Here is a 14,010-nt window from a genome sequence, read left to right on the forward strand (position 1 = left end):
ATAGATAATGTCTGAATCTCAACAGATTATTAATGTAGGTAACGTTGACGTTGCCAACCACTTGCCGTTTGTTCTGTTCGGTGGAATGAACGTACTTGAGTCTCGCGATCTCGCTATGCGTATCGCAGAGCATTACGTTGAAGTTACGCAAAAGCTAAATATTCCATACGTTTTTAAAGCCTCGTTTGATAAAGCGAACCGTTCATCTGTGACTTCTTACCGTGGGCCTGGCATGGAAGAAGGGTTGCGTATTTTTGAAGAAATTAAGTCGACCTTTAACGTTCCGCTTATCACTGATGTGCACGAACCGCACCAAGCAGCTCCCGTAGCTGAAGTGGTGGATGTTATTCAACTGCCTGCTTTCTTGGCGCGCCAAACCGACCTTGTGGTTGCAATGGCAAAAACCGGTAGCGTTATCAATGTGAAAAAGCCTCAATTCTTAGCACCGCATGAAATGCGTCACATCATAGGAAAACTAGGCGAAGCGGGGAACGATAAGGTTATTCTTTGTGAGCGTGGTAGCTGCTTTGGATATAACAATTTAGTTGTGGATATGCTTGGCATGGACGCAATGAAAGAATATGCCCCAGTAATATTTGATGCGACTCACGCACTTCAAATGCCGGGTGGCCGTGCGACGTCTGCAGATGGTCGTAGAGCGCAAGCTGCACAGTTGGCCAGAAGCGGTATGGCATTGGGTTTGGCAGGGCTATTTATAGAAGCGCATCCTAACCCTGATGAAGCACTATGTGATGGGCCTTGCGCACTGCCGTTGGCAAAATTAGAGCCTTACTTGCAGCAGATGAAAGCACTAGATGAATTGGTGAAAGGTTTTGACGCGTTAGATACAAGTAATACCTAAGCTAGTATTTGATGGCGTATGCCGGTGCAAGCACCGGCATGCGTATCAGGTGTGTGAGTTGCTTATTCCGCTTCAGAAACGTTTACGCGCTCTTCACCTTTTGTCATTGCTAATAAGTTCTTGTGAAGCTGAACTTGCGTCTCTTCAGCTAAAATCGCTTTAGACTGCTTTTTCACAACAATGTGCGCATCGTTTTCTGGCAGTACTTCGGCCATTTTTACGCTGGTCATTGCTGTGTTGATTAACGATTGTAGATTGATCTTTTCTGGTTGTGCGTTAGCATTTGCAGCAGCGCTTACAAAAGCCATTACAGAAACACTAGCTAAAAGTAATTTTTTCATTTTCACACCTAATAAAAATAATTAAATAATTGTTGATGAATGTTAAAATGTTTAACAAATGTTCATCATAAAATGCTGAAATTAAATGTTCTTTTTTAATTTCGGGTAAATTATAGTCAGTGGGTGGTGAAAAATAAAACGAGTAAAAGTATGGGTTGTCATTAGAAAAACTAATGAATTTGTCATGCTTCGGTCACACTGGATTAAAAACGATATATGCATCGACGTTTACCCCCTCTCAACGCCTTGAAATCGTTTGAAGCGGCTGCTCGCCATTTGAGCTTTACTAAGGCTGCCGATGAGCTGTTTGTTACGCAAGCTGCCGTTAGCCACCAGATAAAAGCGCTTGAAGATTTCTTATCGATGAAGCTATTTCTTCGAAGAAATAGAACCCTGCTTCTAACCGAAGAAGGTCAAGCTTATTTTCTTGAGCTAAAAGATATCTTCAAAAACTTACAAGATGCGACAGAAAGGCTACTTGCGAAGGGCAGTAAAGGTGCTATCACGGTAGCGATGCCGCCCAGCTTTGCGAGCCAATGGCTGGTACCCCGTATTCATAAGTTTAGCTTGGCGCATCCAGACATCGACGTACGCATCAAGGCAGTTGATTTCGATGAAGGCTTCTTAGAAGACGATGTAGACGTTGCGATATATTACGGTAAAGGTCGTTGGGCTGGTCTTCAAGCCGACCAGCTACATCGAGAGTTTCTAACTCCGCTTTGCTCTCCAATGCTTTTTCAAGGCCCCAAACCTTTATCCAGCCTGTCTGACTTAAGGCACCACGTGTTGCTTCACGACTTAAGCCGTACTGCATGGAAAAATTGGTTGAAGCATGTAGGTGTGGTTGGCGTAAACGTTAACCAAGGACCGGTTTTCAGTCACTCCATGCTAGTTTTGCAAGCCGCTGCACTCGGTCAAGGCATTGCGTTGGGTAACACGGTACTTGCAAGACCGGAAATTGAAGCGGGAAGGCTAGTTATGCCGTTTGAAGAACGAGTGGAGAGTCGCGATGCGTTTTATCTCGTGTGTGAGGAATCACAGGCTGAACTCGGTAAAATTGCGGCATTTAGAGACTGGATCTTAGCGCTGGTCGAAGCTGAACAAGAGGACTTGTTGTAATATGACTAAGTTGAACACCATTGCTGAACAGCCTAGTTTTGACATTGAATTGCATGAAGCCGATAAGCCCTTAGCGTGTTTGATACTAGGCCATGGAGCCGGTGCCGGTAAGAAACATGAGTTCATGCAAGACATTGCGAAGGAACTTGTTGCTAGAGGTATATCAACCGTTCTTTTTAACTTTCCCTATATGCAAACCATAAAAGCTACCGGTAAGCGTAGGCCTCCCGATAAAGCCGATAAACTTATGTCACATTTTACTGCGGTGATTGAAACCTGCAGCAAAGATAACAAAGCCTTGCATAACTTGCCTGTGTTCATCGGTGGAAAGTCGATGGGCGGGCGTATGGCGACCATGGTGTACGAAGCGGTGAGCAATGTAAAAGGCGCGATAGCGCTGGGCTATCCGTTTCACCCTCCTGGTAAGCCAGAAAAAACACGAACCGAACATCTGCAAACGGCGTCTAAGCCTTTGCTTATTATTCAGGGTGAACGAGATACCTTTGGTACAAAGAGCGAAGTAGAGGATTACAAAAAGCGCAGCGTATTATCTACAGACATTGAATGCGCCTATTTAGACGACGGCGATCACAGTTTTAAGCCTCGCAAAGCAAGTGGCAAAACGCAGGAAGAACATATTGTTACCGCTGCCACGCTTACCGCTTCTTTTATTGAAGCCCATTTAAATAATTAATGGTTAATTAGAAATCAGAGCGAAAGACTAATTTAATGAAAACTGAAAAACTTAGGTTTGCCACCGTTGCTAAACCTTATCTTATTATTGGCGCATTGCTAGCGGGCCTTTCTGTCGTGCTAGGTGCGTTTGGCGCACATGGTTTAAAAAGCGTCTTAACTGCACAGCAGCTCAACACGTTTGAAATTGGCGTGCGTTATCAAATGTATCACGCATTAGCCTTGCTGATTTTGCCTGCGCTGTCAGGCGTTGTCTCATCGACGTGGGCTAATCGGGTAGCGTTTTGTTTAGTTACCGGTACGGTGTTGTTTAGTGGAAGCTTATACGCGCTAGGAATAAGCGGCATAAAGTGGTTTGGCCCGATAACCCCTCTGGGAGGCCTGTTCTTTATTACTGGGTGGGTGTTGTTAGTGGTTGGACTGATAAAAGGTCATGATTTAAACAAGCAACAAAAAGAAGAGCAGAACACAACTCACCACGCGCCGGGGGCAGGTAATGTCTAACACCAGTATTTTAGGTTATTGCCGACCTGGTTATGAAAACGATACGGCTAACGAGCTTACATCTCGATATGGTGAAGCCCAATGTTATGGCTACCCAGTATCTAAGAAGAACAGTGGCTTTGTACTTTATCATTTATATGATGCCACGCAGCTTGAGCAAACCATTACCCAGTTTGCTGTTCACGACAGTATTTTTCCTCGTCAGCTGGTGGCAGTTTTTGCCACTCTTACCGATATAGAAAAAGAAGACAGAGTAGGGCAAGTGCTTGAAGCCCTAAAAGAGGTAGAAAAACCATTTCAAATTTTTGGCGCCATAGACGTCGAATACCCAGATACAGAAGAAGGTAAAACCCTCGCAAAGTTCTGCCGAAAGTTTACTGTTCCTCTTCGCCAAGCCCTAAGAAAGGCGGGATGGCTCACCGCAAAGGAAAACTTAGGTAAACCAAAGCTACATATTTTCTTTGAGTCATTTGAGATTTGCCATATTGGCTATACATTACCCAGTCATGCTAGTGGCGATCACTTGGGTATTTGCCGGTTAAAGTTCCCAAGTGATGCGCCGAGTCGCTCGACGCTTAAACTTGAAGATGCCTTAGTGAATATGCTGAGCGACAAACAGCAGGCTAAGGTGCTTCGAAGCGGTGGACGTGCCGTAGACCTAGGTGCATGCCCGGGCGGTTGGACATATCAGCTGGTGAAGCGCGGAATGTATGTTGAAGCTATCGACAATGGACTTGTAGCCGATAGTTTAATGAGCACGGGCTTGGTTGAACATCACGCGGCAGACGGGTTTACCTATCGACCACAATTTGGTCGTGTAGATTTGCTGGTATGTGATATGATAGAGCAACCCGATAGGGTAGCTAAATTGATGGGTGATTGGTTAGTTAAGCACTGGGCAACGCACGCAATATTCAATTTAAAGTTACCTATGAAACAACGTTATGAAACTGTAGTTGAAGCCATGACGTTGCTAAGAGGCCGATTAAATGCCTTGGAAGATGCATTTGCGGTGAAGGTGAGGCATCTCTACCACGACAGAGATGAAGTTACAGTAACAATTGTTCGCACTTCAAAAGATGAGGTGTGATTTTGTTATTTTTCAAAAAAGTGTCATTAATTAATAAGTTATTGATACTTAAAGAAAAGAATTAATGGTGGCGCGGATTTTAGCAAACGAATTTAAGGTTTATGCTAAAAAAGGTGTAAATCTGGTATAGAAATCCTTTATAATCCGGCCGTTTTTTTACTCTGAACCAATGAAAGTGAACTAATGTCAGACTTATCTCATTACAGAAACATTGGTATTTTCGCCCACGTAGACGCGGGTAAAACTACCACAACAGAACGTATCTTGAAGCTTACTGGTAAAATCCATAAAACTGGTGAGGTTCACGATGGTGAATCAACAACTGACTTCATGGAGCAGGAAGCTGAGCGTGGTATTACCATCCAGTCAGCGGCAACAACCTGTTTCTGGAAAGATCATCGCATGAACATCATCGATACTCCGGGACACGTTGACTTTACAGTTGAAGTATATCGTTCACTTAAAGTACTAGACGGCGGTATCGGTGTATTCTGTGGTTCTGGCGGTGTTGAGCCTCAGTCAGAAACTAACTGGCGTTATGCTAACGAATCAGAAGTTGCGCGTGTAATCTTCGTAAACAAACTAGACCGTATGGGTGCAGACTTTTACCGTGTAGTTGGCCAAGTTAAGAAAGTACTTGCTGCTAACCCACTAGTAATGACGCTTCCAATCGGTATCGAAGACGAGTTTAAAGGTGTTGTTAACCTTCTAGACATGAAAGCGTACATCTGGGACGATTCAGGTCTTCCTGAAAACTACGAAGTTGTAGATATCCCAGCAGATATGGTTGATAAGGCTAACGAGTACCGTGAGCAACTAATCGAAACTGCTGTTGAGCAAGATGACGACCTAATGATGGCTTACATGGATGGTGAAGAGCCGTCTCTAGAAGACATCAAGCGTTGTATCCGTAAAGGTACTCGTGACCTAGCGTTCTTCCCAACATACTGTGGTTCTGCATTTAAGAACAAAGGTATTCAGCTAGTTCTTGACGCGGTTGTAGACTTCCTTCCGTCTCCAACAGAAGTTGATCCACAAGATCTAACTGACGAAGAAACGGGTGAGCCTACTGGTGAAGTTGCAACAGTATCTGTTGACGAGCCGTTCCGTGCACTTGCGTTCAAAATCATGGACGACCGTTTCGGTGCCCTTACGTTTATCCGTATCTACTCTGGTAAGCTAAACAAAGGCGACACTATTCTTAACAGCGCAACGGGTAAAACTGAGCGTATCGGCCGTATGGTTGAGATGCACGCTGATGAACGTACTGAACTTACTTCAGCACAAGCAGGTGACATCCTAGCTGTTGTTGGTATGAAGAACGTACAAACTGGTCACACACTATGTGATCCTAAGCACCCATGTACACTAGAGCCAATGATCTTCCCTGAGCCAGTAATCTCGATTGCTGTTAAGCCAAAAGACAAAGGCGCTAACGAAAAGATGTCTATCGCTATCGGTAAACTAGTAGCAGAAGACCCATCTTTCCAAGTTGAAACTGACGAAGATTCTGGCGAAACCATCCTTAAAGGTATGGGTGAGCTTCACCTAGATATCAAAGTAGACATCTTGAAGCGTACTTACGGCGTTGAGCTAGAAGTTGGTCAACCTCAAGTTGCTTACCGTGAAACTATCACACAAGCAGTTGAAGACAGCTACACGCACAAGAAGCAGTCTGGTGGTTCTGGTCAATTCGGTAAGATTGATTACCGCATCCGTCCGGGCGAAACTAACTCTGGCTTCAAGTTCACATCTACTGTTGTGGGCGGTAACGTTCCTAAAGAATTCTTCCCTGCAATCGAAAAAGGTTTTGCAGGTATGATGGAAGTAGGTCCTCTAGCGGGCTACCCAGTACTAGACGTTGAAGTTGAGCTATTCGACGGTGGTTTCCACGCAGTTGACTCATCAGCAATCGCGTTCGAAATTGCAGCTAAAGGTGCATTCCGTCAGTCAATGCCAAAAGCAGGTCCTCAAATTCTTGAGCCTGTGATGAAAGTTGACGTGTTCAGCCCAGAAGACAACGTTGGTGACGTAATCGGTGACCTTAACCGTCGTCGTGGTATGATCAAAGACCAAGAAGCTGGCGCTACTGGCGTTCGCATCAAGGCTGACGTACCTCTATCTGAGATGTTTGGTTACATCGGTCACCTACGTACTATTACATCTGGTCGTGGTCAGTTCTCTATGGAATTCAGCCACTACTCAGCATGTCCTCAGAACGTAGCTGACAAAGTAATTGAAGAAGCGAAAGCGCGTAAAGCTGCTAAGTAATTAGCCTTTGCGAACGTAAGCTGACCTTGGGTTAGCTTACGCTTCAAGAAATACTAAAAAGCCGGTCGCATGACCGGCTTTTTTTATGTCGAGTGTCCCATCCTGAAATACGTTTAGTACATCTTATATGGCAGAAACTTACCTGACATAACTACGCTGACACGGTCACCTTTAGGATCGTTTTCGCGCTGTAAATCCATAGAAAAATCAATGGCACTCATGATGCCGTCGCCAAACTCTTCATGAATTAATTCCTTTAATGTAGTGCCATACACACTCACCAATTCATACCAGCGGTAAATAAGCGGGTCGGTAGGGACTTCTGTGGGTAACGAGCCTTTGTAAGGCACGATTTGAAGCCAAGCAATGGCTTCGTCGGAAAGCTCAAGTAACTCACCCACGGCTTCAGCTTGCTGCTTTGTCATGGCCATTTGTCCTAAGCAAGCTGCTGTACTCCATTCTTTTGACTGACCAACAACTTCGGCAATCTGACTCCACTTTATGCCTTTTAAAATTTTGGCTGACTGGATCATGTCGGTAACTTGGGTTCTCGATGTAATCATTTGCATTTCCTTAAAGGGTTAGTTAAACAAAATGAGCGTAACTAGATTGCTGAAAATAAGTGCCAGTATTAGCACCTTGTACACAAAAAGAGGGTGTCGTTTTACTAACGGCTCGTACGCCGTATGTTGTGATGGATTTGGGTAGCGAAGCGAAAAAAGAAACTCAGATAGTGAAGAAAATCGCTTGTCAGGGTTCACATGCAAAGCACGTTTAAGGGCGCTATCAACCCAATTAGGTATTGGCCGATTAGGAGCCAATGCGGTTTGGTATTTTAACTTTTTCTGCTCGGCCAACGTGCGACAGTGAGCGAGCTTTGTGCCATAGGGGTAACGCCCGCACAAGAGATAGTAGGTGAGTACGGCTAAGGAGAACAGATCAGAGCGCTCTGTGCCAACATTTCCTAAAAAGTATTCAGGTGCGGAAAAAAGTGCAGCGCCAGGAATAGGTGTGTCACTAAAGAGGCTTGGGGCATCGGCTAAGGCTGCTGAACCCAAATCTATAATTGTACAGTGCCCTTGTTCGCTAATAATAATATTGTCGGGGCGTATATCCCTATGAACAATGCCCTGACGGTGCATTGCCTGTAAACCTTTACCAACCTGCTCGATTATATTCCTAACTTGCTCTAATGGCGGCGTAGGATTATCAACAGCCCATTGAGCTAGCGTTTGACCTTGAATATATTCACTTACGCTGTAAAAAGCAGAAGGAGGGTACGGTAAACCCAAATCAGTAAACGTTGGGCTTTTAATAACGTGTGCCGAATTAATCCGTCTCGCAAACCAGCTTTCTATTAAAAAACCATTTACCATTTCTGGTGATAGGGTAAAGTCGGTAGCCGGTGTTTTTACAACCACAGGGCTGTTTGTGTGCGTAGCTTCACAAGACGAATTGGTGGCAATAAAAACATGGCTTCGGGCCGACGTATAAAGCTGTCGTTCTAGCTTCAGTCCATCAACATCATCACCCGTCTTAAAGTTTGCGGCAGCAGGCTCTTCGCATACATGTTCATCAGACTGCTGATTTGAGTAATGAATCGCAGCATCAGAAACCTCAGAATTGGTTATAAGTTGGTCGCCCAACGGCCTGTTAAGTTCAGATGAATGAGGTGAAGTTGAAACGCCTGTATACAGTGGGTGTCTGTGATCGTCTAGGCCATCATGGCTAGCTACAAGAACCTTTACGAGAAGTAAGGTGAGGTTGTCATCGCTTCCTCTAGTAAATGCCTCATGTACTACCAACGCAGCTTGGTTTTCAGAAAGCGTATCGGCCTCACTGATTTTCATAAGAATGGTGGGTAGCGAAACAAACTCATAAACCCCGTCGCTACTTATCGAAAACGTGCTCGATGAGTTGAGGGTGAGTGTTGTGTGGTCGATATCTATATGTGCTTGAACGCCTAATGCTTTAGTAAGATAACTCTGCGAAGGCTCACTTTCCGATACTTGACGATGAGGTTTTGTGAGTAAGACAGGCGACTGTGCGTTCTTAGAAATAGCCTGAATTTGACAATCCCCCACATGAAATACATCCATGTGATTGCCTGTTACCACCGCCACTGTTAACGTGCACACATAACCTTTTTCTGGTGTATAGCAGAAGGGACTTCTTTGCGTACGTGTGTAAAGCAGCGCGTTTATCTCTTTAATAATGGTTTCAGCGCGCGTCTTAACCGACCATTGTTCCGGCGCCATATTAAACAGTTTAATAAACTGACTGGTAGCAAAGTCGCTAGCAACTTGGCTAACCGTACTGCTACTTACACCGTCGGCGATAACAAAAACGCTGCTTTGATCTGGGTTATCAGAAACATGAAAAGCGTATGCATCTTGGTTTATCGCTTTAACGCCGGCTGTAGAAAATGAACTTACACTGAGCGTGTTAGCTGGTGGGTTAATTGGGGCGTTTAACGCGGCTCGCTCATTCATGTTTAATTGCTTCTTACCTGCATATTTAATTATGAGCCCAATTAGTTATTTCCAAGGAAACGGATAACGCCATCATGACGTGTCTTGTAGGGACAAGGCATGATGGCTTTAAGATAAGCGCCTTAATTAAATAGGCAGTGATTGCGATGCAGCGGCTTTATCAACAGGGATAGTACGTTTGGGTAGCGTCTTAACGTGGGTGGTGTACAGGGTTAGTCCAGTAAAGGCGAGGCCACCAACAAGATTTCCAAGTGCAGTTGGGATCTCGTTCCAAATGAAGTAGTCCATAACCGAGAAGTCGCCGCCCATAATAAGGCCAAATGGGAAAAGGAACATGTTTACTACTGAGTGCTCAAAACCCATAAAGAAGAACAGCATGATTGGCATCCACATGGCTAGTACTTTTCCGCTAACGTGAGTTGAAATCATTGCACCCACTACGCCTAGCGACACCATCCAGTTACACAACATGCCGCGAATAAAAATGGTGAACCAGCCTGCAACGCCGTGTTCTGCGTAGCCCAATGTACGAGCTTCGCCAATGCTGGCTACCTTAGTCGCGATGGCACCGCCATCCACGTTATATCCCATGGTAAAAATAAACGACATCATAAAGGCCACGGTTAATGCGCCGCCAAAGTTACCTAAAAATACTAATCCCCAATTTCGTAGAATTTGTTTTGGCGTGACGCCAGGTCGCTGTGCAAGCCAAGCGAGTGGGGTAAGTACAAACACGCCGGTTAATAGGTCAAACCCCATAAGGTAGAGCATACAAAAGCCCACTGGGAATAACACTGCGCCAAGAAGAAACACGCCGGTTTGAACGGCAATGGTAACGGCAAAAACAGCGGCAAGGGCCAATATTGCACCTGCCATATAAGCGCGAATTAGAGTATCTCGTGTAGACATATAAATTTTGGCTTCGCCTGCATCTACCATCTTGGTTGCAAACTCAGCGGGGAGAAGATAAGCCATGGTTTCACCTCACGTTGTCGTTATTAATAAGTTGTCATCTGTGTGTTGGCGTTTACTGTTTCAATGCGTTCCAGAAGATCAAAAAAAGGCGTCCGCAGCGCTCTCGTAAGAAAGAACTGGGGACGCCTTTGTCCGAAACTCATGCATTGTGGTAGCTAACAAATAAACCGTCGGTTATGTGTACGCCTTTGTACTCTAAAGCCCGTTGGCAAATAATACTTGTATAAGCGTCTTCGTACTTTTGTTATCCATTTGTACAAAGCTAAAAAAGTGCCAATAACCAAAATGTATGTAAATGCGTTATTTATTGCTTTTAAAAACAATGCTTTGTATAAATTCATGGCTGTGTTGATAGACGCTTGCGCCAAGGCACTATTAATTAGTCTGCACTAAAAAGGGGGGAGTGTGAGTGTTTAAGGTGCAACCGGTTTAACCATTTCCTACTTTAATGCCTGTTTTAACATTTTTAACTGACGCTTCATGGTTGGATAAACTTTTGTCTCTTGTGTTCGGTGTGCGTATTTTTCATGTTCAAATAGTTCACACAGAAGTGTTAGTGCCTTGGTAGCATCTTCGTTTATCAAAGGGTTAACTTCACTCATAAAGGCGGACAAGGTTTTATTCCCTCTTTCTTTTCCTGTTTTAGCTTCAACGCATTTTATTGCGTTTAGTAAAACTCTGTGTGAGGGCGACAGTGTGTTGCGATGCGTTTTGGGTAAAAAATAAAGTGCTAAAATAAGCCCAATTAGGCCAATGGCGGAAAGAAATACAACTCGCATTTTTTGCGGCGTTAGCGAGCCTAGTAATTCTTCAAGCATGTTGGTTTGCGCAGTATTGTCAAAGCCCAGTACCCATTTACTCCACGAGTAATCGAGCTGTTGAAACCAGCTTTGTAATGTTGCAAAAATAGCAGCGTTGCTAAGGTCGCCCAAAATACTGGCTTTACGAGACTCCCCAAGCTCTTCCAGCGCACGTTCAAGCCCGAAGGTTAAGCGTGACGGTGCCACCATACTCGTTGGGTCGTGTCGAATCCATATACCATCAATAAATGCTTCCACCCACGCATGTGCATCGTACTGCCTAATTTGAAGCACATTGTCATTAAGTGCGCTTCCGCCCTGGTAGCCTGTCACCATTCTTGCCGGTACCCCTGCGGCGCGAAGCACATAAACCATGGCGCCTGCGTAATGGGCACAAAAACCTGAGCGTTCTTCAAATAAAAAACGATCGATGGGGTCGGTAGGCATGGCGTTCGGCGATAGGGTGTAGCGGAAGCCCCCTTGATTAAATTCACGCATTATTGCGCTAACTATTTGCTGTGCGCTTGAGTATTGTTTGGCAAGTGTCTGTCCCCATGCCCTGGCTTGAGGGTTGCCATTCATGGAAACCTGAAGGTTTAGTTGCGATTCAAAATTTCCTATTCCGCTAGTGATTTGAGCAGTTGGATAGTAGCGCAGATAAAACGCTTTTTTACTGGATATTGGGCTATTCGCCCTTAACGTAAAATCAAAAAGACTTCTTACGAAAATACTGTTCTCGCGGTTGTTGGGTGTCGAAGGCGCTAACGCAAACAGCCACGTTTGCTGTGTGGGTTCCACGATCAATTCATAACTTATCACTTGAGGCGTATTTTCCTCGGCCAGAGCTGACAAGGGTATTGGCTTGCCCATGTAAGCTAACTGCTGCTCTGCCTGTTTGCGCTTGTCGCTAATAGACCAGGTTTTCCCGTCAAAATGTTCTAAGGTCATAGCGCGCCAATACCTGGACGGTGCAACAGGGACTGCTTCTGCGTTTTCAAATGTGGCGCTGAAAGCCAATTCAGATGAACTTGCAAGTGACGCAATATCACCAGGCGTCACCGTGTCAGAAAGCCCGGTTTCAGTCGACTTTGACGTGGGCATCTGCCAAAGCGGAGGGAGTTGGGGAAGCAGTAAAAACAGTAGCAGCGCGATAGGGAAAGCTTGGACAATAAGCACGGTCACGAATTTAATGCTTTTTGATTTGGGTATTCCTGCACCGTGATAAATGGCAGTCGCGAATAGCAGCAGGGCCAGTATTCCTGTATAGCCAATCCACGCAAATACGCTTAGAGACGAGATAAATCCGCAGCCGATCAAGAACAAACAGGTACATACAATTAAGTGAAAATCTCGTTTTTTCTCAACCAGCATGATTTTGAGCGCGCACGCGACGGTCAATAGGTTGATCATGCTATCAAGCAATCCTACTGAGAAGCCAAACCACGATAATGCGAACACTGCCAATATCGCTAGTAGATTAACCGTGCGTGATGTGGGCAAACTATTTAACGCACTAAGGCCTGCGGCCCTCACTATCACAGCACATCCACCTAGCATAATTACCCATGTCATAAGCGGCGCGGTGAGAGTGAAAAGAATAAAAGAGAATGCTATGCAGAGCATAAGCACAGCCACGGACGTTGGTTGGCTAAACACGCTTTTAACAACGGTTAATTGTGATAAACGGCTTAAAATAGCGGAGTTCATTTCGTTGACCTCGCTCTTTCATTCTTTATGGAAGATATTGAGACCGTTTTATTTGAGGTTGAAGAAGCTTGTGATGAATGCGAATTCAAACAAGCAAGTGCACTAAGACATTCGTGCCTATGTTTTACCCCGTGAGCAGGGGCAATGTTAAGCCCTTTGTACTGTATTCCAAATACCCGGTCTGCGCCTGTCCAAGACAATGTTGCATAGGTAAGCGCCGACACGGCAGTTTCCACATCTATGTTTGAGGGAACTGAAAGTACAAAACTGTCGCATTGCAAGGAGGTAAAGGATTTCGAAACCCAATTTCCGTTTTTCGCCACATGCTTCCACGATACGCGATTAAGCGGCTGTCCAACTTCGTAATCGTTTAATGCGTAGAAGTCCTCGTTACTTGTAAGGTCGTTAACCTGACTGACGCTATCCGACTCATTAGAACTCGCTACCTTATTAACAGTGACCGGACCTTCTTGAGGTTTTGCATAGACAGTAACCTGTTGGTCAAAATCGAGGTGGGTCCAGCATTTGTATAATCCCAACGGAAAATCGCATGCAATGGTTAGTCTGCCCAGTGCAAATCGCCCCCGTACTGGTATTGGAAGAGGCACGCTGAGGGTTTGCGTTTGTCTTGTATCCGTAACTTCATTGTCGTTTAAAGAAAAGCTGTACGTCTGCTGATCCACTGAGGTGTCTTGATTGCTTGCATGAACAGCGGTTTCAATGGGGCGCGCTGTATTTAGCCACTTTATTGCTAATACACCATTGCACGTTTTCGTTGGCGCTGCCGCGTGAGGGATAACCTGAAGCTGCAATTCACCCTGTAAGTTACAGTGAAATGGACTGGGGGGCGTCGCTTTAAGCGCTAAACGCGCAAAGTTTTGATGAGTGTAAAACAGCGTTAATAGCATAATGCTTAAGCACAAATAGCTAAGCAGCAACATCAAGTTGTTTTGGTAGTTAGTGCCAAGTAAAAACAAACACAGCGATAGAATAATAAAAGACCAACCGAATCCGCTCGGCAATATAAAAATACTGTTTAAGTTGAGGTGATGTTCGTGAGAAGCCGGAACTCGCCTGTCTAACCACTTTAATAGCCTACGTTGTAGGTAATTCGAAAGTGAAGCTGGCATTCTACGCACCTTTAGCGCTCCGAAAA

12 protein-coding genes are annotated in these 14,010 nt (G+C 44.9%); 6 read left to right on the forward strand and 6 right to left on the reverse strand.

Going from position 1 to position 14,010, the window contains the following annotated elements; all coding sequences use genetic code 11:
* Positions 1-7: 7 nt before the first annotated feature.
* Positions 8-862, forward strand: coding sequence for a 3-deoxy-8-phosphooctulonate synthase (gene kdsA, locus AC0J2X_RS13775; protein ID WP_014949022.1), 855 nt, complete (start codon positions 8-10; stop codon positions 860-862).
* A gap of 62 nt (positions 863-924) precedes the next feature.
* Here kdsA and AC0J2X_RS13780 read toward each other — a convergent pair whose 3' ends face one another.
* Positions 925-1,203: a hypothetical protein gene (locus tag AC0J2X_RS13780; RefSeq protein WP_014949023.1), complete on the reverse strand. Its 279-nt coding sequence runs from the start codon at positions 1,201-1,203 to the stop codon at positions 925-927.
* Positions 1,204-1,419: 216 nt separating this feature from the next.
* Between AC0J2X_RS13780 and AC0J2X_RS13785 the strand changes: the two genes are divergently transcribed.
* From AC0J2X_RS13785 to fusA, 5 genes are all read left to right on the forward strand, one after another.
* Positions 1,420-2,322 (forward strand): transcriptional regulator GcvA, encoded by a 903-nt coding sequence (locus AC0J2X_RS13785; RefSeq protein WP_014949024.1) that lies wholly within the window; start codon positions 1,420-1,422, stop codon positions 2,320-2,322.
* 1 nt (position 2,323) lies between these two features.
* Positions 2,324-3,016 (forward strand): alpha/beta family hydrolase, encoded by a 693-nt coding sequence (locus AC0J2X_RS13790; protein ID WP_472996117.1) that lies wholly within the window; start codon positions 2,324-2,326, stop codon positions 3,014-3,016.
* A 35-nt stretch (positions 3,017-3,051) separates the two neighbouring features.
* Positions 3,052-3,519: a DUF423 domain-containing protein gene (locus tag AC0J2X_RS13795; RefSeq protein ID WP_472996118.1), complete on the forward strand. Its 468-nt coding sequence runs from the start codon at positions 3,052-3,054 to the stop codon at positions 3,517-3,519.
* Positions 3,512-4,609 carry a 23S rRNA (cytidine(2498)-2'-O)-methyltransferase RlmM gene (gene rlmM / locus AC0J2X_RS13800; protein WP_110287901.1) on the forward strand — a complete coding sequence of 366 codons (1,098 nt, stop codon included), beginning with the start codon at positions 3,512-3,514 and terminating at the stop codon, positions 4,607-4,609. The genes AC0J2X_RS13795 and rlmM overlap by 8 nt, the downstream gene beginning before the upstream one ends.
* 183 nt (positions 4,610-4,792) lie before the next feature.
* Positions 4,793-6,880, forward strand: coding sequence for an elongation factor G (gene fusA / locus AC0J2X_RS13805; protein ID WP_039225640.1), 2,088 nt, complete (start codon positions 4,793-4,795; stop codon positions 6,878-6,880).
* A 113-nt stretch (positions 6,881-6,993) separates the two neighbouring features.
* Here fusA and cynS read toward each other — a convergent pair whose 3' ends face one another.
* The 5 genes from cynS to AC0J2X_RS13830 all read right to left on the reverse strand — a co-directional run bounded on the left by cynS (position 6,994) and on the right by AC0J2X_RS13830 (position 13,984).
* On the reverse strand, positions 6,994-7,443 hold the full coding sequence (cynS, locus tag AC0J2X_RS13810; protein WP_472996119.1) for a cyanase: 450 nt from the start codon (positions 7,441-7,443) through the stop codon (positions 6,994-6,996).
* An 18-nt stretch (positions 7,444-7,461) separates the two neighbouring features.
* Positions 7,462-9,372, reverse strand: coding sequence for a bifunctional protein-serine/threonine kinase/phosphatase (locus AC0J2X_RS13815; protein WP_472996120.1), 1,911 nt, complete (start codon positions 9,370-9,372; stop codon positions 7,462-7,464).
* 126 nt (positions 9,373-9,498) lie between these two features.
* On the reverse strand, positions 9,499-10,347 hold the full coding sequence (locus AC0J2X_RS13820; RefSeq protein WP_472996121.1) for a formate/nitrite transporter family protein: 849 nt from the start codon (positions 10,345-10,347) through the stop codon (positions 9,499-9,501).
* Between the two features lie 440 nt (positions 10,348-10,787).
* Positions 10,788-12,854: a transglutaminase TgpA family protein gene (locus tag AC0J2X_RS13825; protein ID WP_472996122.1), complete on the reverse strand. Its 2,067-nt coding sequence runs from the start codon at positions 12,852-12,854 to the stop codon at positions 10,788-10,790.
* A complete protein-coding gene (locus tag AC0J2X_RS13830) occupies positions 12,851-13,984 on the reverse strand; it encodes a DUF58 domain-containing protein (RefSeq protein ID WP_472996123.1) in 1,134 nt (377 codons plus the stop codon). Before AC0J2X_RS13830 ends, AC0J2X_RS13825 begins: the two co-directional genes overlap by 4 nt.
* Positions 13,985-14,010 lie beyond the last annotated feature (26 nt).

This window comes from Alteromonas sp. R7 (assembly GCF_055755235.1).

What these genes read in the sequence shown, in the direction of transcription:
- AC0J2X_RS13785 (WP_014949024.1), top strand. Translation starts at nt 1,420, where the DNA reads ATGCATCGACGTTTACCCCCTCTCAACGCCTTGAAATCGTTTGAAGCG.
- rlmM (WP_110287901.1), top strand. Translation starts at nt 3,512, where the DNA reads ATGTCTAACACCAGTATTTTAGGTTATTGCCGACCTGGTTATGAAAAC.
- AC0J2X_RS13780 (WP_014949023.1), bottom strand. Translation starts at nt 1,203, where the DNA reads ATGAAAAAATTACTTTTAGCTAGTGTTTCTGTAATGGCTTTTGTAAGC.
- AC0J2X_RS13830 (WP_472996123.1), bottom strand. Translation starts at nt 13,984, where the DNA reads ATGCCAGCTTCACTTTCGAATTACCTACAACGTAGGCTATTAAAGTGG.
- AC0J2X_RS13820 (WP_472996121.1), bottom strand. Translation starts at nt 10,347, where the DNA reads ATGGCTTATCTTCTCCCCGCTGAGTTTGCAACCAAGATGGTAGATGCA.
- AC0J2X_RS13815 (WP_472996120.1), bottom strand. Translation starts at nt 9,372, where the DNA reads ATGAATGAGCGAGCCGCGTTAAACGCCCCAATTAACCCACCAGCTAAC.
- kdsA (WP_014949022.1), top strand. Translation starts at nt 8, where the DNA reads ATGTCTGAATCTCAACAGATTATTAATGTAGGTAACGTTGACGTTGCC.
- fusA (WP_039225640.1), top strand. Translation starts at nt 4,793, where the DNA reads ATGTCAGACTTATCTCATTACAGAAACATTGGTATTTTCGCCCACGTA.
- AC0J2X_RS13825 (WP_472996122.1), bottom strand. Translation starts at nt 12,854, where the DNA reads ATGAACTCCGCTATTTTAAGCCGTTTATCACAATTAACCGTTGTTAAA.
- AC0J2X_RS13790 (WP_472996117.1), top strand. Translation starts at nt 2,324, where the DNA reads ATGACTAAGTTGAACACCATTGCTGAACAGCCTAGTTTTGACATTGAA.
- cynS (WP_472996119.1), bottom strand. Translation starts at nt 7,443, where the DNA reads ATGATTACATCGAGAACCCAAGTTACCGACATGATCCAGTCAGCCAAA.
- AC0J2X_RS13795 (WP_472996118.1), top strand. Translation starts at nt 3,052, where the DNA reads ATGAAAACTGAAAAACTTAGGTTTGCCACCGTTGCTAAACCTTATCTT.